General features: G+C 62.6%; 16 protein-coding genes. 5 read left to right on the forward strand and 11 right to left on the reverse strand.

Translation table 11 applies throughout. The annotated features are described in order from the left end of the window. Nucleotides 1-102: 102 nt before the first annotated feature. The 4 genes from nadA to ACDC66_RS10950 are packed head-to-tail and all read left to right on the forward strand — an operon-like array spanning nt 103 to nt 4,884. The gene (nadA, locus tag ACDC66_RS10935) at nt 103-1,200 is read left to right on the forward strand and encodes a quinolinate synthase NadA (RefSeq protein WP_376696757.1); all 1,098 of its coding nucleotides are present in this window, start codon (nt 103-105) and stop codon (nt 1,198-1,200) included. Nucleotides 1,201-1,206: 6 nt separating this feature from the next. Then, nucleotides 1,207-2,736 (forward strand): L-aspartate oxidase, encoded by a 1,530-nt coding sequence (locus tag ACDC66_RS10940; protein ID WP_376696758.1) that lies wholly within the window; start codon nt 1,207-1,209, stop codon nt 2,734-2,736. Next, nucleotides 2,733-3,587 carry a carboxylating nicotinate-nucleotide diphosphorylase gene (nadC, locus tag ACDC66_RS10945; RefSeq protein WP_376696759.1) on the forward strand — a complete coding sequence of 285 codons (855 nt, stop codon included), beginning with the start codon at nt 2,733-2,735 and terminating at the stop codon, nt 3,585-3,587. Before ACDC66_RS10940 ends, nadC begins: the two co-directional genes overlap by 4 nt. A 52-nt stretch (nt 3,588-3,639) precedes the next feature. Beyond that, a complete protein-coding gene (locus tag ACDC66_RS10950; RefSeq protein WP_376696760.1) occupies nt 3,640-4,884 on the forward strand; it encodes a saccharopine dehydrogenase family protein in 1,245 nt (414 codons plus the stop codon). 6 nt (nt 4,885-4,890) lie between these two features. Here ACDC66_RS10950 and ACDC66_RS10955 read toward each other — a convergent pair whose 3' ends face one another. The 7 genes from ACDC66_RS10955 to ACDC66_RS10985 all read right to left on the reverse strand — a co-directional run bounded on the left by ACDC66_RS10955 (nt 4,891) and on the right by ACDC66_RS10985 (nt 15,405). Continuing rightward, on the reverse strand, nt 4,891-5,547 hold the full coding sequence (locus ACDC66_RS10955) for a hypothetical protein (RefSeq protein WP_376696761.1): 657 nt from the start codon (nt 5,545-5,547) through the stop codon (nt 4,891-4,893). A gap of 18 nt (nt 5,548-5,565) precedes the next feature. After that, on the reverse strand, nt 5,566-6,075 hold the full coding sequence (locus ACDC66_RS10960; RefSeq protein WP_376696762.1) for a hypothetical protein: 510 nt from the start codon (nt 6,073-6,075) through the stop codon (nt 5,566-5,568). A 139-nt stretch (nt 6,076-6,214) separates the two neighbouring features. After that, entirely contained in the window at nt 6,215-7,282 is a 1,068-nt protein-coding gene (locus ACDC66_RS10965; RefSeq protein WP_376696763.1) for an NAD(P)-dependent alcohol dehydrogenase, read from the reverse strand. Nucleotides 7,283-8,063: 781 nt separating this feature from the next. Further along, nucleotides 8,064-9,644: an FMN-binding glutamate synthase family protein gene (locus ACDC66_RS10970; RefSeq protein WP_376696764.1), complete on the reverse strand. Its 1,581-nt coding sequence runs from the start codon at nt 9,642-9,644 to the stop codon at nt 8,064-8,066. A gap of 44 nt (nt 9,645-9,688) precedes the next feature. Continuing rightward, complete coding sequence (locus ACDC66_RS10975; RefSeq protein WP_376696765.1) at nt 9,689-12,148, reverse strand: TonB-dependent receptor plug domain-containing protein; 2,460 nt, start codon at nt 12,146-12,148, stop codon at nt 9,689-9,691. After that, entirely contained in the window at nt 12,145-12,996 is an 852-nt protein-coding gene (locus ACDC66_RS10980; RefSeq protein WP_376696766.1) for a DUF547 domain-containing protein, read from the reverse strand. Before ACDC66_RS10980 ends, ACDC66_RS10975 begins: the two co-directional genes overlap by 4 nt. A 135-nt stretch (nt 12,997-13,131) precedes the next feature. Further along, the gene (locus ACDC66_RS10985; RefSeq protein ID WP_376696767.1) at nt 13,132-15,405 is read right to left on the reverse strand and encodes a penicillin acylase family protein; all 2,274 of its coding nucleotides are present in this window, start codon (nt 15,403-15,405) and stop codon (nt 13,132-13,134) included. Between the two features lie 85 nt (nt 15,406-15,490). Here ACDC66_RS10985 and ACDC66_RS10990 point away from each other — a divergent pair, with 85 nt between their 5' ends. Next, nucleotides 15,491-16,600, forward strand: coding sequence for a prephenate dehydrogenase/arogenate dehydrogenase family protein (locus ACDC66_RS10990; protein ID WP_376696768.1), 1,110 nt, complete (start codon nt 15,491-15,493; stop codon nt 16,598-16,600). Between the two features lie 73 nt (nt 16,601-16,673). Here the strand turns inward: ACDC66_RS10990 and ACDC66_RS10995 are convergent, their stop codons facing one another. Genes ACDC66_RS10995 through ACDC66_RS11010 form a run of 4 tightly spaced genes read right to left on the reverse strand, consistent with a single transcriptional unit; the run spans nt 16,674 to nt 22,151 of the window. Next, nucleotides 16,674-16,946 carry a polyhydroxyalkanoic acid system family protein gene (locus ACDC66_RS10995; protein WP_376696769.1) on the reverse strand — a complete coding sequence of 91 codons (273 nt, stop codon included), beginning with the start codon at nt 16,944-16,946 and terminating at the stop codon, nt 16,674-16,676. Then, on the reverse strand, nt 16,943-19,705 hold the full coding sequence (locus tag ACDC66_RS11000; protein WP_376696770.1) for an EAL domain-containing protein: 2,763 nt from the start codon (nt 19,703-19,705) through the stop codon (nt 16,943-16,945). Before ACDC66_RS11000 ends, ACDC66_RS10995 begins: the two co-directional genes overlap by 4 nt. Next, nucleotides 19,702-20,076, reverse strand: coding sequence for a response regulator (locus tag ACDC66_RS11005; RefSeq protein ID WP_376696771.1), 375 nt, complete (start codon nt 20,074-20,076; stop codon nt 19,702-19,704). Before ACDC66_RS11005 ends, ACDC66_RS11000 begins: the two co-directional genes overlap by 4 nt. Next, entirely contained in the window at nt 20,073-22,151 is a 2,079-nt protein-coding gene (locus tag ACDC66_RS11010) for a hybrid sensor histidine kinase/response regulator (RefSeq protein WP_376696772.1), read from the reverse strand. The genes ACDC66_RS11005 and ACDC66_RS11010 overlap by 4 nt, the downstream gene beginning before the upstream one ends. Nucleotides 22,152-22,160 lie beyond the last annotated feature (9 nt).

Consider the following 22,160-nt stretch of genomic DNA (forward strand, 5'->3'; position numbering starts at 1 on the left):
CCGGCCTCTTGCTTGTGGAGAGCAGTCGATGCCCGCATATCAGGGCGTAGGGCGGGTAACATACCGCCTCCCGGATCAAGCGAAAAAACGCGGATTATGCCTTTGAATGTTGATTTGCCACCGGACGCCGAAGCGCTCGTCTATGACGCCGGCGTACGCGAACGCACGGACGCGCTCTACCAGCGGGTCCGCGATGTCGTGCCGGAAGCCGAGTGGCCGCTGCACGCACCGTTGATCGACGCCATCAACCGCCTCAAGGCCGAGCGCAACGCCGTCATCCTGGCGCACAACTACATGACGCCGGAGATTTTCAATTGCGTCGGCGACATCACCGGGGACTCGCTCCGGCTGGCCCAGGTGGCGGCCGAGACAGAGCAGGACGTCATCGTCCAGGCCGGCGTGCACTTCATGGCCGAAACCGCCAAGATACTCTCGCCGGACAAGACCGTGCTGATTCCCGATCTTGAAGCCGGCTGTTCGCTGGCCGCCTCGATTACCGGCGAGGACGTGCGCCGGATTCGGGCTGCCTACCCGGACTACCCGATCGTGACCTACGTGAACACTTCTGCCGAGGTGAAGGCCGAGTCGGACATCTGCTGCACATCTTCCAACGCCGTGCCGGTGGTCGAGGCCGTCGCTGCGCAGTGGGGCAGCGATACCGTCATCATGATCCCCGACGAGTACCTGGCGAAGAACGTGGCCAGCCAGACGGGGATTCGCATTCTGACCTGGAAGGGCGACTGCGAGGTGCACGAGAAATTCACCCGCAACGAGATCGAGCAGCTGCGAGTCGAGCATCCCGACGCAATGATCATCACGCATCCGGAATGCCCGCCCGAGGTGCTGGGAGCGGCCGATTTCGCCGGATCCACCGGCGCGATGTCGGCTTACGTCGCCGAGCATCGGCCGAAGAAGGCCATCCTGATTACGGAGTGTTCCATGAGCGATAACGTCGCCGTGGCCAATCCGGGCACGCAGTTCATTCGTCCCTGCAACCTGTGCCCGCACATGAAGCGCATCACACTGAAGAAAATCTACGACTCCCTGCGCCTCCTGCGTTTCGAGATCGACGTGCCGGCCGAAATCGCCGGGCGCGCCCGTGCCAGTCTCCAGGCCATGCTCGACCTGCCGCACGCCGGCAGGCCGCCGGCTTTCGATACCTCGAAGCCCGAACGCGGCGCCGAGTACGTGCGCGTCTGACCAACCGTGAACTCGCTGCCGATCATCGTGGTCGGCTCCGGCATTGCCGGCCTCTGGACGGCTTTGAAGGCCGCGCCGGCGCCGGTGCTGGTGCTGACCGCCGGCGCCCTGGGACGCCAGTCAGCCACTGAATGGGCGCAGGGCGGCATCGCCGCTGCCCTGGGCGAGGGTGACAGTCCGCAACAGCACGCGGCCGATACCCTGAGGGCCGGCGCCGGCCTGGTCGATGAGGCCGTTGCAGCCGAACTTTCGACCCGTATTATCGACCAGGTCCGCGCCCTCGAACGCCTGGGTGTGCCTTTCGAACATTGTGGGGATGGCCGCTGGGCCCTGTCGCGCGAGGCTGCACACGGGCGGGCCCGCATTGCCCGTGTGGGTGGTGACCGGGCCGGTGCCGCAATCGTCGATGCGCTCACCCGCGCGGTGGCCGGGGCCGAGCACATAACCGTGCGAGAGCACAGCCGGGTGTGCGGTCTTGTACCGGACGCGGGCGGGGGATGCGGCGGGGTTGTCGTCGAAGGCGGTGGCAACGCCCCTGAAACCCTGGCCGCCCGTGCCACCGTGCTGGCTACCGGCGGTGTCGGCGGTCTCTATGCGCTGACGACCAACCCGCCTGGCAACCGGGGTCAGGCCCTGGCCTGGGCCGTTCGCCTGGGTGCGCCCATCCGCGATGCGGAATTCGTGCAATTTCATCCCACGGCGATTGCAGTCGGGCGCAATCCCGCGCCGCTGGCGACCGAAGCCCTGCGCGGTGAAGGGGCTGTCCTGGTCGACCGGCAGGGCCAACGATTCATGCCCGCCGTGCATTCCGACGCCGAGCTGGCGCCTCGCGACATCGTGGCACGCGCCGTCCATCGCCAGGTGTGCTCCGGCGCGGGTGCCTTTCTCGACGCCACCAAAGCGGTGGGCGATGCGTTTCCAGAGCGATTCCACGCGGTGTTCAGCGCCTGCATGACGGCCGGAATCGACCCGAGGCGTCAGCCGATTCCGATCGCGCCCGCCGCTCACTATCACATGGGCGGTGTGGCCGCCGGCCTGGACGGGCGAACGGATGTAGCCCGGTTGTTCGCCGTCGGTGAAGTGAGCCGCACCGGCTCCCACGGCGCCAACCGCCTGGCTTCCAACTCGCTGGCCGAAGCGCTGGTGATGGGCTCGCTGGCCGGCGAGGCGCTGGTCGATGCGACTTCGGGCCCGCCCGCCTGCCGCAGGTCGGAATTCCCGCCCGGCCTGAAGCCCGATTCGCTTGAGCGCCTGCGCCGCGCCATGTCGGCCCATGCCGGTGTTGAGCGCGATGCCGACGGGTTGGCTGAACTACTGGAGGTCGTCGATGAACTGGAGTCCCACGGCGATTCTGGTGATGAACTGCTTGTTGCCCGCCTGATTGCGACAGCGGCCCTCGAACGGCGCGAAAGCCGGGGGGCACACTTCCGGACCGACTATCCTGATCCCGCCGCAGAGGCGAACACCGGCTGTCCGGCGACAGTGCAGGCGCACGCCATGCACCGACCGTTCGAAATGCGAGGAACAAATACATGATGAGCGACACGCTGCCCGGAAACGTCGTTTCCGAAATCGTTTCCCGCGCCCTGGCCGAGGATCTCGGCGGCCGCGGCGATATCACCACCCGGGCAACGGTTCCGGCCGAGGCCAGCGGCCAGTTCCGGCTGGTTGCGCGCCAGGTCGGGGTGCTGGCCGGTGTCGAAGCGGCCGCGGAGACCTTCTCGCAGGTTGATCGGGACATCGAGATCGAATGGCGGGAAGTCGACGGCGACCGGCTGGAACCCGGCACCGTCATTGCCCAGGTCCGGGGCCCGGCCGCGGCCATTCTCACCGCCGAGCGCACAGCGTTGAATTTCCTCGGACGTCTGAGCGGCATCGCCACGCTGACCCGGCGCTACGCCGATGCCGTGGCCGGCACCGATGCGCGCGTTGCGCATACGCGCAAGACCACGCCCGGGTTGCGTGCCCTGGAGCTGCAGGCCGTCACCGTCGGCGGCGGCGCCCGCCATCGTTTCGGCCTTGATGACGCCATCCTCATAAAGGACAACCACGTTGCCATGGTCGGCAGCGTGAGCGAGGCCGTCCGCCGTGCCCGGGGCTTCGCCGGTCACATGGTGCGTGTCGCGGTGGAGATCGACACGCTCGACCAACTCGACGAAGCCCTCGACGCCGGTGCTGAAAGCATCCTGCTGGATAATTTCAGCAACGCCGAACTCAAGCAGGCAGTGTTGCGGTGCAGGGGGCGTGGAGTGACACTGGAAGCCTCCGGCAACGTGTCGCTCGATGCGATCGCTGCGATCGCGGCAACCGGTGTGGATATCATTTCGATCGGCAAACTCACGCATTCCGCACCCTGCCTGGACCTGGGGCTGGACGAACACGCCTGATTCCCGGCGGCATGCTATCGTCGACCGTGAGCCATTCTGGAACGGGGAGATCATGAGCGAGCGCGAATTCGATATTGTCCTGATGGGCGCAACCGGCTTTACTGGCCGTCTCGTGGCCGAGCATTTGCTGCGGCGCCACGGTGTCGGTGGCGAGCTCAATTGGGCCCTGGCCGGGCGCAGCCGAGAGAAACTCGAAAAGATCCGCATCGAACTGGGCGAGACGGCCGCGGGCCTTCCCCTGGTCATTGCCGACAGTCATGACCGCGAATCCCTGGATGCCATGGTGCAGCGCACCCGCGTGGTTTGCACTACGGTCGGCCCCTACGCGCTTCATGGCTCCGAACTGGTGGCCGCTTGCGCCGAAAACGGCACCGACTACTGTGATCTTTCCGGCGAGGTCCCCTGGATGCGGCGCATGCTCGATTCTCATGCTGATTCGGCTGCGAAAAGCGGGGCACGAATCGTCCACTGCTGCGGTTTCGACTCGATCCCTTCGGACATGGGCGTATGGTTCTTGCAGCGCGAGGCGGCCGAGCGACTCGGTAAGCCCTTGAGCCGCGTACGCATGCGGGTCAAGGCAGCCAAGGGCGGTTTGAGCGGCGGCACCTACGCGTCGATGCTGAATATCGTCGAGGAGGCGCGTCGCGACAAGGAAGTAGCCCGCGTGCTCAAGAACCCGTATGCGCTGTGCCCGCCAGAAGCGCGCGAGGGCGAGCGTCAGCCCTATGTTTCGGGCGCGAATTTCGATTCGGCTTTCAACGTGTGGACGGCGCCTTTCATCATGGCGGCCATCAATACCCGCGTCGTGCTCAAGGCCAATGCCCTGTCCGGGCACAGCTATGGCAGGGACTTCCGCTACGACGAGGCAGTCATGACCGGTCGCGGGTTCTCCGGACGCATGAAAGCCACTTCGGTTTCGCTGGGCATGGGCGCTTTCGCCCTCGGAGCCGCTCTCGGTCCGACCCGATCGTTATTGAAGAAAATGGTGCTGCCCAAACCCGGTGAGGGGCCCTCGGCCGAGCAGCGCGAGGCCGGATTCTTCAAGATCGTGATTGACGGCCGCAACGCCGGCGACGATCAGTCGCTGCGCGTATCGGTCAGCGGCGATCGGGACCCCGGTTACGGCTCGACTTCGAAGATGCTCGGTGAAACCGCACTGGCACTGGCACGCGACCTGCCGGCCGACGCTTGCCCCGGCGGCATCTGGACGCCGTCGACCGCGCTTGGTGAGCGGCTGCTCGAGCGACTCACCCAGCACGCGGGGCTGGAGTTCAAGGTGGTCGACTCCGCCTCCTGACGGCGACTACTGCCTTGTGAGTATCCAGTAGCGGAGCAGGGCGATCACGGCCAGCGCCAGCGCGGCCAGGAATGCGATCAGGTGAAGTCGGTCAGGTTGCGATGCGCTGCCGGTGCTGGGTGTTTCTTCCAGCGAAGCACTCAAGCGGTCGATCGACTGCCGAATCTCGGGAACGCCTTCGGCGATATGCTCATAGCCCCACTCCAGACGCGGCATTTCGGGATCAACACCAAGCTGCTTTTCCAGGCCTTGACGGAACGTCGTCCAGGTGTGCTCGAGTTGGCTAACCTGCTCCGCCAGCAACTCGTCAGCGTCCCCTGAATCGGACGATGCAGTGCCGTCCACCAACCGGTCGGCAAGCGTGCCGATGGCGGATTCCAGGTTGTCGACAGACGCGGTCATGAACGCGTCAACGATGACTGCGTCGCGAAAGTAGAGATCGTATTCACGCGGCGGATTGTCGAGGTAGATTTGCGCCTGCTCGGCCAGCTCCGCGGCCTGACGATCGATTCCCTGAAGCCGGAACTCGAGCAGGCGTGCGGTACTGGCGGATTCGCCCGAGGGTTGTGATGCCGACTCTGTCGCCAGCAGGGGAAGGGCCGATAGGGCCAGGAAGGCGGCCAGTAGCAGGACCATTTCGAGAGTGGGGTGCCCCTTGTTCATGTTTTCGGTTCCTCCGCTTCAGTCGCGAGTGAGTTCAAGGTCGAAGTCCAGCTCGATCCGGCTGGTTCGATGCGGAATGGGTTGCGTGCTCGCGCTCTGGTGGTAGAAGAGCTCAGCTTCGAGCTGTCCGGTCAGTCGGCCCGTGTCGACACCGAAGTCGAGTCCGGTCGTTTCGAAGTCGATCTCGCCGAATTGCGGGGTGTAGCTGAATCGCGGATGGGTCTCGGCGAAGGGAAAATACAGGATCTCGCTGACACGAATGCCTTCCTCCGGACGTGTCACGAGTTCCAGTGCGAGCGATCCTTCTCGTGCGTTCCGCTCGTCGCGGTAGGCGTTTACGGTGATTCGGTGCACGCCAGGCACGATGTTGGTGTAAGTGGCGGCCCGGATCGACTCGTCGGAGGGCACGCGCCAGCGCACTTCCTCGCCGTCGACCGTTCCTTCCATGAGGTTGTCGCGGGAGGCTGCTTGTGCCTCGGCTGATAGAGCGGTTGCGCTGGTGAGGGCGGCGAGGAGCCACAGGCACACCGCACATAACCGCGTGGCTCCCCGTTTTCCCGCGCTTACAACTGGTGCATGAGGCATGACCTGTTCCACCGATATGGGTATCGGTAGAACGTAGCACCGGTTGTTGGTCCGGCCCTATAGGGAATTTCCCCTAGGCTGTTCAAGAGGCTCCCTGGGAGGCCGCCTTGAGGCTCTTCATGTCGATGACGAAGCGGTAGCGTACGTCGCCGCGTTTCATGCGCTCGTAGGCCTCGTTGATGTTGCCGATGTCGAGCATCTCGATATCGCACTCGATCCCGTGTTCGGCGCAGAAGTCCAGGCACTCCTGAGTCTCGGGCAGGCCGCCGATCAGCGATCCGGCGAGTGCGCGGCGGCCGAAGATCAATGCCCCGGCATCCAGCGGCGGGTCGACCGGCTCTGGCATGCCCACCAGCATGTGAATGCCGTCGTGCTTGAGCGTTGCGATATAGGGGTTGAGGTCGTGAGCGACGGGGACGGTATCGAGCAGGAAATCGAACCGGCCTGCGGCGGCCTCCATCTGGCTTTCGTCGGTGGAGACGATCACGTGATGTGCACCCTGGCGCCTGGCCTCGGCGGCCTTGTCGCTGGAGCGGGTGAACAGTGTGACTTCCGCACCGAGCGCCCGGGCGAGCTTGACGCCCATGTGCCCCAGTCCGCCCATGCCGATCACGCCGATGCGATCGCCTTCACCCACGCCGAAATGCCGCAACGGCGAGTAGGTGGTGATACCAGCGCACAGCAGCGGTGCCGCGGCGGCCGGATTCAGGTTGTCGGGGATGCGAACGACGAAGCGGTCGCTGACCACGATATTCTCCGAGTAGCCGCCGTACGTTTTCGATCCGTCGTGCAGGTCCTGGCCGTTATAGGTCAGCACGTTGCCGCCGGTGCAGTACTGCTCCAGGCCTTCTTCACAGGCCTGGCACTCCCGGCAGGAGTCGACCAGGCAACCGACGCCCACGCGGTCGCCCACCTTGAATCCGTCCACATCGTTGCCCACGGCTGTGACGCGGCCAACGATCTCGTGCCCGGGGACAACCGGGTAGTCGGTCATGCCCCAGTCGTTCTCCACGAAATGGATATCGGTATGGCAGATCCCGCAATACTCGATCTCGATGCTGACATCGTCGGGACGAGGACTGCGACGCTCGATATCAAGCGGAGCCACTTCCGATGTTGCCGATTCCGCGCCGTATGCTCGTGTTGCCATGATGAATGCCTCATGTTTGTTGTTTATTCATTCGGATCATAACTTTGATGCAGTGATGCAGAAGTTAATTGCCGATTCGGGGGTGTTTTTTGGTTTGGTGTCACCGGTCGCGGTGCGGGCTTCGACACTTCAAAGGCTGTTTCGCCCGGCCTGCTTCGCAGGCTCTTGCGGCGAGTTACTTTTTTCTCGCGCGAAAAAAGTAACCAAAAGCGCGCTTAAAAGACAGACGGATACGTCTCAGGAACCTTCCAGCCGAGTGGCTTCACAGGATTAAGACTGGGGCTTTGTTCGTACCCGACCGGATTCTTTCAGGCCTCGACTCAAGGCTTGGCGTGGCCCGACCGACTGCCACGACCTCGTTAAACGCCAACAGCGGCGCCAAGGCGCCCACATTCGACGCTATGGCCCTTTAGCCCAATCCTGTCCCCGCGGTGAAGGAAGTTGGCCTCCTTCGAAGTCGTACCGTTTGGGTGTGGGCTACGCCCGATCCTTACCGAAGACGCCACTCAATTCGACCGAGCAGGAGCGAAGGCACGAGCAACATTCCGTGAAGCCCCATTGATCTTTAGTCCTGCGGACTCACCGCCTGGTCTTAAGAGCGTTTTTGGCTACTTTTGTCGTAACTGACAAAAGTTGCTCGCCAAAAGTGCTTGCGAAGCAAGCCGGGCGAAACCGCAGTTGACGTGTCGAAGTCCGCACAATGTGCGATGGCACCAACCATCAAGGGGCCAACCACCCGGACGTGACTCTCAATAAGCCGTCCGCCAGGGCGAGGTCGCGATCACGTCCAGCGATCGGCCCGCGCGCTTCTCCAGGCATCACTGAACAAACCCTTGCCGTTGTTTTCCTCGAGCAACTGTCCCGGTTCGAGGAAATCGTAGAGATCGGCATAGGTTGCGACGCTGAGTTCGCCGGATCGGCGATAAATATGCTCCGGCCGGATCTCGTCGGTATGGCTCAAGCCCATGGCCGAGAGCATCTTGATGAGCCCTTGGATGGTCTTTTTGTGGAAGCGGGCGACGCGTGGTGCCTTGTCGTCGACCACCAGGCCGCGCACCAGCGAGGGATTCTGGGTCGTGATGCCGGTCGGGCAGGTGTTGTTGTTGCAGCTCAGGGACTGGATGCAGCCGAGCGCGAACATCATCGCCCTGGCGCTGTTGCATCCGTCGGCGCCGAGCGCCAGGGTCCGGATCATGTGGAATGCGCTCAGGATCTTGCCGCTACAGATGATGCGGATATCGTCGCGCAGGCCGGTGCCGGTGAGGATGTCGTGGACGATGACGACCGCATCGCGCTTGGGCATGCCCAGCGAGTTGGTGAACTCCAGCGGGGCCGCGCCGGTACCGCCTTCGCCGCCGTCGACGGTAATGAAGTCCGGTCGGATGCCGGTATCGAGCATCGCGCGGCACATCGCCAGGAAATCGCTGACCCGGCCCATGCAGAACTTCACGCCCACCGGTTTGCCACCGGACAGTTCGCGCAGTTGTGCAATGAACTCCATCATTTCCAGAGGTGTGGAGAATGCATTGTGGGCCGGCGGCGAGATGCAGGTTTCACCGATTTCCACCTCACGCGCCCGGGCGATCTCACGGCTGACCTTCGACCCCGGCAGGATGCCGCCGGCGCCCGGTTTGGCGCCTTGCGAGAGCTTCAGTTCGATCATCTTGATGCTGTCGCCGGTGGCCACTTCCTCGAAGCGGTCCGCATTGAAATTCCCTTCGGCCGTGCGGCAGCCGAAGTAACCCGAACCGATTTGCCAGATCAGGTCGCCGCCATGCAGGTGATAGCGCGAAACGCCGCCTTCGCCGGTGTTGTGTGCGAACCCGCCTTCGGCCGCGCCCTTGTTGAGGGCTTCGACGGCGTTGGGTGAGAGCGAGCCGAAGCTCATCGCGGAAATGTTGAGCAGTGAAGAGGAGTAGGGCTGCTTGCAGTCCTTGCCGCCGATGTCGATGCGCGGTTCTTCTTCCAGCATGGGCGCTGGCGTGGTTACGTGCGCGGCCCACTCGTAGCCGGGCCGGTAGACGTCGCGCTGCGTTCCGAAGGGCCGGGTTTCGAGCTCACCCTTGGCGCGCTGGTAGATCAGGGCGCGATACTCGCGTTCGACCGGGTAGGCGTCGAGATTGCTCTCGATGAGGTACTGCTGGATCTCCGGACGGAAATGTTCGATCAGGTAGCGGAAGTGACCGATGATCGGAAAATTTCGCAGTACCGTGTGCTTGGTCTGCATGGCATCGCGGATGCCAAGCGCCAGCAGCGGCACGATGATGAATAGCAGGTACCAGGCCGGCGACCAGGCCATTCCGACCAGGCCGACGACCGCGAACCCGATGAGCAGGAATACGAAAACGGATTGTCTCGCCATGCGGGGAGCCTAGCCGGAATCGTGACGGAATTGAACCCCTGCCATCAGAAGGTCAGTTCGGTGCGTGCGTGGATGAACCGGCCGTTGAGTCCAATGGGATTGATTGGATCGTAGGCGAAGTTGCCGAAGAAATCGTTGGCCTCCCCGGAGCGATCGGGGTACCGGTCGGTCAGGTTGCTCGCGCCCAGGCTGATCCGCCAGCGCGGGGCAACGCGATAAGCCGCCTCGACGTCGATGGCGTACTGCTCGTCGAATTCCTGCCGGGCGAATACGAATTCACGCACGACCGAAGAGTAGGCCCGCAGTCGTGTGGAAAACGACCAGGCGCTGCCTTGCCACTTCACGCTGGAAATCCAGCGATGTTTGGGTGTGGCGGTCTCGATGGTGTTGCGTTCCTCCACGCCCAACAGGTCGATACCCGGGACCAATGAATCCAGCTCGCCCGGCGGTTCGGCGGTGTCGGTCACTTCCGTGCGCGCGTAGCTATAGTTGCTATCGATGTGCCATTTGCCGCGTTCACCGGGCAGCTCGAGGCTGAACAGCAGCTCGCCGCCGCGCGTGCGGGTGTCGGCGGCATTGGTGAAGAAGCTCAGCGCCTGCACGCCCTCGGCACCGGGCAGGGGAGCGATGAAGTCGATCACGGCCGGGTCGCGGATGAAGCTCGAAAGGGTGATGCGGTCGTCGACCTGGATCTCGAAAGCGTCGGCACTCAAGCGCAGGTCATTGGTCGGCTGCCAGACCAGTCCGGCACTGAAGTTGATCGAACGCTCTTCGTCCAGGGACGGTATGCCCAGCGATCGTGCGATGGCCGAGTCGTTGGAGACCAGCCGCGAGGAAATGCGGCCGCCCTCGGAAGAGAAGGTATTGTCACGGCGGGCCCATGCAAGCTGTGCCAGGGAGGGTGCGCGGAAACTGTTGGACACCGATGCCCTCAGACTCAGGGTGTCGGTGGTTTCGTGGCGTAGTGCAAGCTTGCCGGTCAAGGTACTGCCGAAATCGTCATGGTATTCGTAGCGCGCGGCCACGCTGCCCTCGAGACGTTCGGATAGGTTGGTGGTGAATTCGGAGAAGGCGCCCAGCACGTGCCGTTCCTCGTCCGCCGCATCAGCCGGCGCCAGGCCCTTGGCGCCTTGGGCGCCGATGTCGGGCAGGCCGACCAGTGCGGCCAGTTCCTCGGGGTAGCGGAACTCGCCGGCGGTGTAGGAGGCGAGGTCCCCCGCATCGGACTCGAAGCGTTCGAGCCGATAGTTGAGCCCCGCGGCCAGATGGGCCGGCCGACCGAACGGGCCCCGATCGAATCTTCGGCGCGCCTCGCTCGAGAGCGCAACCAGGCTGTTGGTGAAGGTACCCGAATCGAAGCGGGTGGGGCTGTCGGATCCGAGCGAGGGGTTGACGGAATTTCCCACCCCGAACTCGAAGCGGTTGTAGCCGGTGCTAAGGGAATGATCGAATTCCCAGTCGGCCAGAGCATGCCTTATACCGAGACCCAGTGCGATGTCCTCGTTATCGCCGAGGGTGACCGGACGGAAACCATCCGGGTAGAGGGCCGGCACGTTCTGGTTGCTGTCGGGGTAGCGGTAGACGGCCGCACCCTCGGTTTCACGCAAGCTGGCGGTACCGAAACCGTAGAGCGTGACTTCGCCGACGGGGCGCTCGGCATTGAACCAGGCGCCCACGGCGTCGGCTTCCGGATCACCCACGCGGTGGGTCTGGCGTCCTTCAAAGGCGAGGTTGGCCTCGGTCTGCGGGATGAACGGTGACACGCGATCCGGCCCGGCGCGGTTGGTTGCTCCGCGACGGTTGGCTTCCAGGCCGAAGGAGAAGAAGCCGCCGTTGTCGAGGGCAAGCCCGCTGTTGAGCCAGGAGCCCGTCGAGTGCCCGTCGTTGACCGTCTCGCCGACGGGTGCGACGTCGGTGTGGTGCAAGCCGTGGGTCAGGCCGATGCTGGTTGCCCCGATGCTGTCGTCGAGGACGATATTGATCACGCCGGCGATGGCATCCGAACCGTACAGAGCGCTCGCGCCGTCGCGCATGATTTCTACGCGCTTGACCGCACTGAGCGGAATGGTGTTGAAGTCGAAAGCGTTGGTGCCGCGGCCGATCTTGGTGTTGTCGTTGACCACCGCCGAAACGTGCCGGCGCTTGCCGTTGACCAGTACCAGAACCTGGTCGGGGTTCATGCCCCGCAGCTGCGCGGCACGTACGTGATCGGAGGTGACCGAGTTGGACTGGCGCGGAAAACTGAACGACGGTGCGACCAGGGCCAGGGCCTCGCCCAGTTCATTGCCCACTGCGCCGGCGCTGCGCAGCATCTCGCCGGTGACGATGTCGACCGGGATGAGCGTCTGACCGGAAGTGGTCGCGCGGGCCCGGCTTCCGATGACGGTCACGGCGTCGAGTTCAAGCTGCTGGTCGTCATCCTGCGCCGGGACGGGAGCGCTCGTGCCGGCGCCGATCGCCAGGATCATTGCCAGCGATGACAAGCGATAGATCGGGATATTCACTGATGGTTCTCCAGCCATTGGCGGATATTGGACGGCGAATTCAATTGCCAGTCATAGTCGATGAAGCGGGATTGTTCGGTGGCATCGAAGTTGGCGGCACGCTCTTCATCCAGGTGATCCTTGATGAAGGAGTCGATGCTGCCGGCAGCCTGCTCGAAATCCGACGCGTACCAGTCGAACAGGCTGGTCAGCCTGGCCGTGTCGCCTTCGATATGAAGGTGCAGCGGCGTGAGCAGTGCGCGTCGCGTATTCTCGTCCAGCAGCCGCTCGACGTTGGCGGCGGTATAGGGGATCTTTCTCAGCGGTGGGCAGCCCACCGAGGCGCAGTTGACGGCAAAGTGCACGCGCGCATCCTTCCAGCCGCGTTCGGAAAAATCCTCGCCGAGGAGGATTTCCTTTTCCATTTCGTCGAGTGAACGCTCGTGGCCGGCCACTTTGAAGCGCTCGCGTTCGAAGACCCGAAAGGGGTTGAACAGGCTGCCGTAATCCTTGACCGAGTCGACCACTTCGCCGTCTTCGGGATTGTCGACGAGGTGGGCGATCATGAAGAAGTTGTAGGCGTTGATCCAGAAGGCGACAGCGTCGTCGCGGCTGTCGAATTCGTCGCTTTCGAACTCGGCTAGGCGCTGTCGCTGCCCCTCGATCAGTTCCCGGCTGTCGCGTTCGGCCATGGCGGCTCGGTAATCGAAGGACGAAACCAGACCGCCGGTATCGAGATCGTGTTCGCTCACGTGACGCTCGAGCAGCTTGCCATAAGGCTCGAATAATTCAGCCACTGGGGCCGCCGGGGCAGGCAGGGCGAAAAGTGATACCAGCAGAATCACGAAGGTGCGAATCATTGCTTGCATAGGGTTTTCCGGTCGGAGACGGCGTGTTTCATCGACTCTATTGTCGTCAAGTGCGGTGAAGGCACGGCGAGGATAGTAGTCCAGGGCGCGTGCCATCGCCATACGCAGTTGTGCGTAGCCACCCGGCGGCGCCGGTCAGGGTCGCAGGACAAGTCGTCTGGCGATCCTTTCCTCGACCGCGCTGCGCGACCAGGGAACGACCCAGGGATCGCCGGTCAGGAAGTCCTCGAAAAAGTCGTCGAAGTGCGGGCTGAACGGATTGCCGGATTGACCGAAAGTCAGGTTCAGGGTGAAGGCGTCGGGATCGGACCAGTCCATCACGAAGCGCATCGAGGCGCCACCACCCACGCGCAGCCTGCCCCCGTCGGGATCGAAGCCGACATAGCTGACGTTGAGGGATCCGGCGTCGCCGCCGCGCGGTACCGGCCCGCGCGAGAGATCCAGCCAGGCATCGAGCAGGGCGTTGTCGGCCAGGGGATGGCGGATGCTCAGGCTCTGGATGCTGCCGAGCGGATGAATGCCGATTCTAAGGGCGTCTTCCAGGGCGCTCAGTGCGGCCTGCTCGCGATCGATGTCCGGCGGGAGGGCGTCTTCGGGATCGGAGTGCAGCCAATTGTCGAGCAGGGGCCGCAGCTCACGCCAGCTGGCCTCGACCTCGCCCTCGCCGGATTCGAACACGGCGCGTGCCAGGTAGTGCCACCATAGCTGGAACAGCCCGGCCATGTCGCTTTCGGCGCGCATGACGCCGTCCCACTCACGTAGCTCTGAAGCAATGGCGCTGCGTCCGGAATCTTCAGCCACGTCGGCCAGCCAGTCGCGCCAGCTCAGGGCGCGGTCGGAGCGCTGGTCGAGCTGGAAACGGCGCATGTCGGCTCGGTCGAAAGTATCCTGCGAGGAGAGGTGGTCGCTGATCCGGCGCATTCGCAGGTGCTTGTAGAAACCGGGAATCGGATACGGCCAGTCATTCCCGGCGGCGTGATTGTTGGAATTGGCCAGCCAGCCCTGCTCGGGGTTGAGTGCCCAGGGGCGTTCTTCCGGGGGGTGAAAGCCACCCCAGTCATTCGTCTCGTCGGTAGCGTCGAGCACGGAAAAGAACCGCTCGTGCCGGCGAACAGGAATCGGCGTGGACTGGACGTAGCCGATGTTGCCGTCCCGGTCGGAGTAGCTCCAGTTGACCGACAGGGCGCCCATGCCGGTGGCCGCGCGGCGAAAGGTCTCGAAGTCGCCCGCCCGGTTCAACGCAAGGCCGTTGGCGAGGACTTCGCCCAGGGGTAGCTCGAATCCGGCCCAGCGCATGGTGACGACATGATCGTCTTCGATATCGATCACCCGCCCCAACGGGGTGTAATGAAACTTGCGCTCCAGCGGTCTCTCGTGGCCGCGGATTTCGATGCTTTCGCTGCGGGTGAGCAGGTCCTGCCAGCCTTCGGGACCATCGACCCGGTGTGGATCGTCGGGGTGGCGCGGCTGGCGGTAGAGCTCGAAGACGTCCACCGGCGCGACGGTGAAGGCCCAGGCGATGCGCCCGTTGTGCCCCATGGCGACGAAAGGCAGGCCCGGGGTCGTGACCCCTAGGGCATCGAAGGTCTCTTTCGAATGCAAGCCGACTGCATACCATGTGCCCGGCGCGCGATCGATGTCGAGATGCGGATCCGAGGCATGCAAGGCCGCGTCGCTTTCTGATTTCTCCGGTGCGACAGCCCAGGTATTCGAGGCCTGGGTGATCGACTGGCGGGGCAGGGTGGAGCGGGTCCAGTCGGGCAGCTCGCTGAGCCAGTCCGCGGCGGGCTGCCCGTATTCGAGCGTGATCGCATGCCAGGCTTCGCTCAGCCGCCGTACCAGGGTCGTGGGATAGAAGGTCTGGTAGTAGGCGATCGTCAGGACGTCTTCGCGCGTCCAGGGTTCCGGTTCGGCGCCAAGCATGATCAGGCCCGGGGGCAGGCGGTCTACGGCGTCGATGTGCCGGTTGATACCCTCGACGTAGGCGTCGATCAATTCGGCGGTTTCGGAGTCGAGATCGGGCTTTTCATTCTCTACCCGTCGGGCGAAGCCGAAGGAGCGGTGCAGGGTATCGAGTTCCAGTGCACCCTCGCCGACCAGGGCGGAGAGTTCTCCCCGGGCCAGGCGCCGGATCAGTTCGAGCTGGAACAGGCGTTCGCCGGCATGCAGCCAGCCCAGCGCGCGCATGGCGTCGGCATCCGTATCCGCATAGACGCGCGGAATGCCGCGCTCGTCGAAAAGGACTTCCACGCCGGCGTCCAGACCGTGCAGCTCGATTTCACCTTCGTAGGCCATGACCGAGTCGTCGAGCCAGCGCGGCCCGCCGAACCAGGCTGCGGCTGCCACAGCGACGACGGTTAGCAGGCTGACGATCAGGCTGCGTTTGAGAATGCTGTGTCGTTGGAGCACTGAAGAATCCGTGAGCGATTTCTGCACACATTGTGCCTGTACGAGGGCACCATGTAGCGACTTGTTGACGCACGGAGCCTGATTGATGGATGACCCGGAACTCGCGCAGCAGCTCAAAGCCTTGCGCGACGAGCTGGACGGTGTTGATGCCGATCTGATTGAGCTGGCCACCCGGCGTCAGAAGCTGGTTTCGGATATCGGGCGGATCAAGAAAAGTCACGGGCGCCAGCTGCGTGATTTCCGGCGTGAGCGTGAAGTGCTCGACGGCGTGCGCCGGGCGGCCGAATCGAAGGGGCTGGACCCAGGGCTGGCCGAGGATCTTTTCCAGCGTTTGATTGAGGCGTCATTGACGCGCCAGGAGCAGGAACGGCTGCGACTTGCGGGTCACGGCCACGGACAGCGCGCCCTCGTGATCGGTGGGGGCGGACGAATGGGGCGCTGGCTGGCGGCGTTCCTCGATGGCCAGGGGTTTGACGTCCTGATCGCCGACCCGGCCGTGGAGTCCGATGGCCGGACACGTTTCTCTGACTGGCGCGAAGCACCGACGAACGTTGCCCTCATTGTCATCGCCGCCCCGCTGCGCATCTCCGCCGATGTGCTTGCGGAACTCGCTCGGCAGCCCGTCGATGCGCTGGTCTTCGATATCGGATCGCTCAAGTCGCCGCTGCTTCCGGCCCTTCGAGCGGCCGCCGATGCGGGGCTGCGGGCGTGCTCCATTCACCCCATGTTCGGCCCCGATACACAGTTGCTGTCGGATAAGCATGTGCTGGTGATGGACGTCGGCTGCTCCGAGGCTGTCGAGGCCGTGAAGTCGCTTTTTGTGGAGACCCTGGCCGACGTCGTCGTAATCGAGCTCGACGAGCACGACCGTCTCATGGCGCCGGTGCTGGGCCTTTCGCATGCGTTGAGCATCGTCTTCTTTACCGCCCTGGCCGATTGCGGCGTCGAGGCCGATCGTCTCTCGAAGCTTTCGAGCACGACCTTTGACAGGCAACTGGCCATCGCCCGGGCCGTGGCCGCCGAAAATCCCGATCTCTACTTCGAGATCCAGTCACTCAACCGCCACGGCGCCGGTGCACGCCGGGCCCTTCTCGTGGCCGTACAGACCTTGATCGAGAGTATCGAGAACGATGACGTGGAGGCATTTCGCCAGTTGATGGCGCGAGGCAGGGGTTATCTGTCTGATCTGGAGTAGGGCGCGCGTTTCCGGCTTTGGGGCGCTGGCTGCGTTCGGCGGTGTCCTGCGACCCAATGTCATACACCCCGGTTTACTGGAAATGCTCATCCAGATAGCGGTTGATTTCCTTCTCGACGGCCGGTTGCAGATAGCTGAACAGGAAGTTGAGTCGGGCGCGGACGTGGACTGACTCCTCGTCGACATCGATCTCTCCGTGTACGCCCGGGCGTTCGAACACAATGGTGTCGCCGTCCCAGCCGTAATCGATGCTGAATTTGTCGGCAAGATCCGCCGCCAGTTCATCGGCAACCTGCTGCGCGTCTTCCAGGTTCATCGAGTGCGGTTTTTGAATATCGATACTCATCGGGCTTGATTGTTCTTTTTCTGGTGTTGTTCGATCCAGCGGGTGAATTCGTCGGCCGGCATCGCCTTGCTGTAGAGAAAACCCTGGGTCAGGTCGCAGCCGGCTTGTGCAAGATAGGCGCGTTGATCCTCGGTTTCAACACCCTCACCGACGGTGCCCAGGTCGAGGCTGCGCGCCAGGTGGATGATCGCGTTCACGATGGCCTCGCCTTCGCTGTGTTGACCCAGGTCATGGATGAAGGATCGATCGATCTTGAGCTGGTCGATCGGGAAGCGCCGCAGGTAAGCCAGCGAAGAGTAGCCGGTTCCGAAATCGTCGATGGAAATACCCAGGCCCATTGACTGAAGCTCACCCAGGATGCTCGCTGCGTGCGCCGCACTGTCCATGATGACCGATTCGGTGATCTCCAGTCGCAGGCATCGCGCCGGTACGTCGGCGTGTTGCAGGGCCGCCCGAATGTGATCGGCAAGTTGCGGATCCCTGAACTGGCGGGCGGAAAGATTGACGGCAATGCAAATATCAAGGCCGGCGTCGTGCCAGAGCTTCGCCTGGCGTGCGGCCTCTTCGAGAACCCACCGGCCCAGGGGGATGATCAGACCGGTATCCTCCGCCAGGGGCACGAACTCGTCCGGTCCTATGTAGCCATCCTGGTCGTGCCAGCGAAGGAGTGCCTCGGCCCCGGTAACGGCGTTGGTCTTCAGGTCGATCACCGGCTGGTAATACAGCTCCATGCGGTTTTCTTCGACGGCCAGACGCAGCCTCGACTCCATGTCGACTCGCTCCAGCGCCGAGGCATTCATGTCATCGGTATAGAAGCGGAACTGATTGTTGCCAAACTCCTTGGCTCGGTACATGGCGATATCGGCGTTGCGCAAAAGCGTGTTGTAGTCCTCGCCATTGCCGGGAAAAACACTGATACCGAGACTGGCCGTGATATTCATCTCGCGCCCGGCCACATTGAAGGAATGCTCGAAAGACTCGAGCACGGCCTTGGCGCGGCCCGGCAAGTCAGCTGGATCCTCGCAGTCTGTCAACAGAATCACGAATTCGTCACTCGTCAGGCGCGCGACTGTATCGTGCAGATCCACGAACTGCTGCAGGCGTTCCGCCACTTCGCATAACACGCTGTCCCCGGCCGACCGGCCGAGGCTGTCGTTGATGCGCTTGAATTGATTGAGGTCAATGAACATCAGGGCGATGCCGTGTCCGTCATGCCTGGCCGCGGCCATTGCCTGTTCAACACGATCCTGCAGCAGGTTGCGGCTGGCCAGGCCGGTCAACGTGTCCTGGCTGTATTGTTGTTCGAGTTGCTCTTCGTAGCGCTTGCGGTCGGTGATGTCGTTGATGATTCCGACGAAATGGCTGGCCTTGCCGCTTTCATCGAATACGGGCGCAATGGTCAGTTCGTTCCAGAACAGCGTGCCGTCCTTGCGGTAATAGCGCAGGACGGCTTCGCCTTCCCGCTGCGATGCGATGGCATTACGAATATTGGTCAGGCCGCGTTGGTCATGATCATCGCCGTACAGAAAGCGGGGGTTGCGTCCCAGCACTTCGTCTCGACTGTATCCCGTGATTCGTTCGAAGGCACTGTTGACGTAAATGAGGGGCGCATCGGATTGATCCATGGATGTGATCATTACGCCGTTGGGCGAGGCTTCGATGACACGTCGACTCAGGCGATTGAACTCCTCCGCCGATTTCAGGCTGGCTTCCGCCTCCTGGCGCATGGATTCTCGGTGGCAATTTTCCAGCGCATAGGACAGGTCACCGACAATTTCCTCGACCAACCCGGTCAACGAAGAGTCGAAAAACCCGGCTTCATTCGCATACAGACACAATGCGCCGATAGTCCGACCATTGATATGGACCGGACACGCGGCGGCCGATTGCAACCCATACTCCTCAAGTAAGGGCCGAATTCTGCTGATCGACGACTCGGTAAAAAGATCATTACTCAGAAATATCCGGTCTTCGCCAATGGCGATTTCCCCCGGAGTGCTCAACGGCGGCTCGATCACGAAAGGACTCGCCCGTTCGAATATCTTGTCGTCGCCCCCTTCTCGGGCGGCGATTCGTACAGTTTTGCCGTCATCATCCAGCAGCCCGACCCAGGCGAGAGTGAATCCGCCTCGTTCAACTGCAATCCTGCATGCTCCCGCAAGCAGTTCTTCTTGCGAGTTGGTGTGAACAATGAGCTGGTTGATGGCGCTCAGGGCCGAGTAGAGGCGGTTGAGTCGCTCGATCTGAGACTTTGCCGACCGCAATTCCTCGAGTCGGCGGGCGAGTTCAGCACTGCGCTCTTCGAGTTTTCGCACCAGCGCCTGGCTGTAACGACGTTCGGCGTCTGTGCCCTGGGTTTGCGGCTGCCGCGGCTCGGGTGGTTGTTGTTCGGACCTGTCGAGCACGGTTTCCAGGCGCTTTAGGAAATCTTGCGGTTCCGTCGGTTTGATCAGGAAGGCATCGGCGCCGAGGTCGAGTGCGAGACGTTCGTCTTCGGACTGTGTGTAGGTGGCCGTGTAGACAATGAACGGGACCTCGTTCAGTTTTCGATCAGCCTTCCATTCTCGTAGCAGCGTGTAGCCGTCCATCGTCGGCATGAGCAAGTCGCTGATGGCGATATCCGGCGGTCGAATGCGAGCCTGCTCCAGGGCCACCGCACCGTCTTCAGCCTCGCTGACTTCGAAGCCGTTGGCTGTCAGCAGCGAGCGAAGCAGGTAGCGGTTTTCCTCGTGATCGTCGACGATCAGCGCGTGCCTCATTCATTCACCCCCAGAAATTGCTCTACCTGGTCGGCGAAGCTGCCCGGATCAATGGGCTTCTCGATATATCCCGTGCAGCCGGCGGCCAGGCAGTTCTCCCGATCACCCGGCATTGCATAGGAAGTCACCGCCACGATCGGGGTTTCCTTGATATGTTCCTTGGCTCTCAACTGCCGGGCAACTTCATATCCATCCATGCCGGGAAGCTGGATATCGAGCAGAATCAGGTTCGGTGATTCCGTATCGGCCATTTCCAGGCCGGTGCTTCCGTCGGCAGCACAAACCACTGTCCAGTCTCGTGCGGCCAGAAGGTACTCGACCAGGTAGGCGTTCTGTTCGTTGTCCTCGATCAGCAGGATCTTGCCCCTCATGCCGGCTCTCCGGTCTGGGCGGCCGCCAGGGGCAGTCGCAGTGTGAAGGTCGTGCCCACTCCCCAGCGGCTCGATACCTCGATATCGCCATCCATCATTTCGGTCAAGCGCTTGCAGATAACCAGTCCGAGACCGGTTCCTTCATGCTTGCGCGACAGCGTCGAGTCGATCTGCCGAAATGGTTTGAACAGGTTCCGCATATCCTCCCCGCGGATTCCGATACCCGAGTCACGAATGGTGATGATCACGGGATTGTGCGCTTCATTGCGCTGCATGTCGACTTCGACGTCCACGGAGCCCGATTCGGTGAACTTGACGGCATTGCCGATGAGATTGAACAGGATTTGCTCGACTCGCCGTGGGTCGCCCATGCGTCTCCCGGGATCGTGTTCATAACGCACATTCAGACTGATGTTCTTCTGCTCGGCCAGCGGACGGACGATTTCGGCGACCTTGTCGACCGACTCCGACAGATCGAAGGCTTGCATGGCCAGGTTCATTTCCCCGGCCTCGATACGTGAGATATCGAGCACGTCGTTGATCAGGGTCAGCAGGTGCTGGGAGCTGTTGCGCACCATCTGGAGCTGTTTGGTCTGCTCCTGGTTGAGCGGCCCGGCCATTTCCTGCAGAAGAATGCCGGTGAAACCGATAATGGAATTGAGTGGTGTTCGAAGCTCGTGGCTCATGGTGGCCAGAAAAGCTGATTTGACCCGGTCGGCTGCTTGGGCGTGATCACGGGCAATGGCCAGTTCACGTTCGACGCGTTTCTGGACGGTGATGTCGACCACGAGCCCGACAATCCCCAGGGGGCGATTATCGGGATCGACGATACGCGCCGCCGAGTAAAGCATCTCGTGGCGTGTGCCGTCGGCAAAGGTGAGGGTGACTTCCCGATTGATCGAACCACCCAGTTCAAGCAGTTGGCGCTGTTCCTCGTCGAATCGTTCGCGTTGCTCCTGGGAGATATAGTCAAGTTCCGTGACTTTCTTGCCGGCAATGTCGTCGCGGTCGAGGCCGAAAGCTCTTTCGTAGGCGGTATTGCAGCCGGTGAAACGGAGTTGATTGTCCTTGTAATAAATCAGGCTGGGTATGTGGTCGATTAGCGCCTGGAAAAACAGGGAGGTCTCGCGCAACTCTCTGGTGCGCACGTCTACGCGATTTTTGAGCTCGCGCGTATGCTGCCGGGCCTGTTCATAGACCTGGTGGGTTCTTGCGCGAACCTGCCTGCGCAGAACCCCCACGATGATCAGGATACCGGCGAGCATGGTCGATATGGCCGCTACCGCCCAGGGCAACCACCTTGGCCAGGCGGTCAGTGGCGGACCGCTGGTCCAGCGTTCCAGAGTTTGATACCAGGGTGACTGCGGATTCTGCTTGAATTCGACCAGGTGGCGGTCGATGGTGTCGAGAAGGCCCTGCCTGCCGGTCGGTGGGGCGGCAAAGTAAAGCCTGGAAGGAGAGAAGATCACCGAAGTGTCTTCCAGTCCATGACGGCTTGCGTTGTATTCGCCGAAGAAGCGGTTCGTGATCACGGCGTCGGCTTCACCCGCTTGCACGGCGCGAAATGCCGATTCGAAGCCGGCAAACGGCAACAGCTCGAGGTCGATGCCGAATCCTTCAACCATGTTGTTGAGCTGGTCGTGCTGGACGGAGCCATCGAGTACGGCGACGCGTTTTGCATTGAGATCCAGGATCGAGCTGATGTCGCTGCCGGCCGGGGCGTAGACCTGGTGCCAGCTCGAAAGGGCGGGCTCGTCGTGGAAAGCAAAGCGTTCGACTCGGTCCGCGGTACGGGCGACATCCGCCATCAGGTCGATCTCGCCGCTCGTCAATCGTTGCAGGCCCTCTTGCCAGGTTCCTGCAACGTACTCGAGTTCCCATCCTTCCCGATCGGCTATGGCCTCGATGAGATCGATGAAGATGCCTTGCGGTCGGCCGCTCTCGTCGAGTCCGACCTTGGGGCTGTTCTCGTAGACGCCGACGCGCACCGTATCGGATGGAGCGACCAGCGTGGGCCCCTGAGCCTGAATGCCCGCGGCGAGCGCCAACAGCAAAGAGAAGAGGACGATGAACACCCCCTTTCT

Origin of the sequence: Wenzhouxiangella psychrophila (assembly GCF_042310375.1) — a bacterium.
Classification (GTDB): domain Bacteria; phylum Pseudomonadota; class Gammaproteobacteria; order Xanthomonadales; family Wenzhouxiangellaceae; genus Wenzhouxiangella.

Coding starts and splice junctions, on each gene's coding strand:
- ACDC66_RS10965 (WP_376696763.1), bottom strand. CDS start 7,282: ATGGCAACACGAGCATACGGCGCGGAATCGGCAACATCGGAAGTGGCT.
- ACDC66_RS10980 (WP_376696766.1), bottom strand. CDS start 12,996: ATGCAAGCAATGATTCGCACCTTCGTGATTCTGCTGGTATCACTTTTC.
- ACDC66_RS10990 (WP_376696768.1), top strand. CDS start 15,491: ATGGATGACCCGGAACTCGCGCAGCAGCTCAAAGCCTTGCGCGACGAG.
- ACDC66_RS10950 (WP_376696760.1), top strand. CDS start 3,640: ATGAGCGAGCGCGAATTCGATATTGTCCTGATGGGCGCAACCGGCTTT.
- nadC (WP_376696759.1), top strand. CDS start 2,733: ATGATGAGCGACACGCTGCCCGGAAACGTCGTTTCCGAAATCGTTTCC.
- ACDC66_RS11005 (WP_376696771.1), bottom strand. CDS start 20,076: ATGAGGGGCAAGATCCTGCTGATCGAGGACAACGAACAGAACGCCTAC.
- ACDC66_RS10970 (WP_376696764.1), bottom strand. CDS start 9,644: ATGGCGAGACAATCCGTTTTCGTATTCCTGCTCATCGGGTTCGCGGTC.
- ACDC66_RS10995 (WP_376696769.1), bottom strand. CDS start 16,946: ATGAGTATCGATATTCAAAAACCGCACTCGATGAACCTGGAAGACGCG.
- ACDC66_RS11000 (WP_376696770.1), bottom strand. CDS start 19,705: ATGAGGCACGCGCTGATCGTCGACGATCACGAGGAAAACCGCTACCTG.
- ACDC66_RS10955 (WP_376696761.1), bottom strand. CDS start 5,547: ATGAACAAGGGGCACCCCACTCTCGAAATGGTCCTGCTACTGGCCGCC.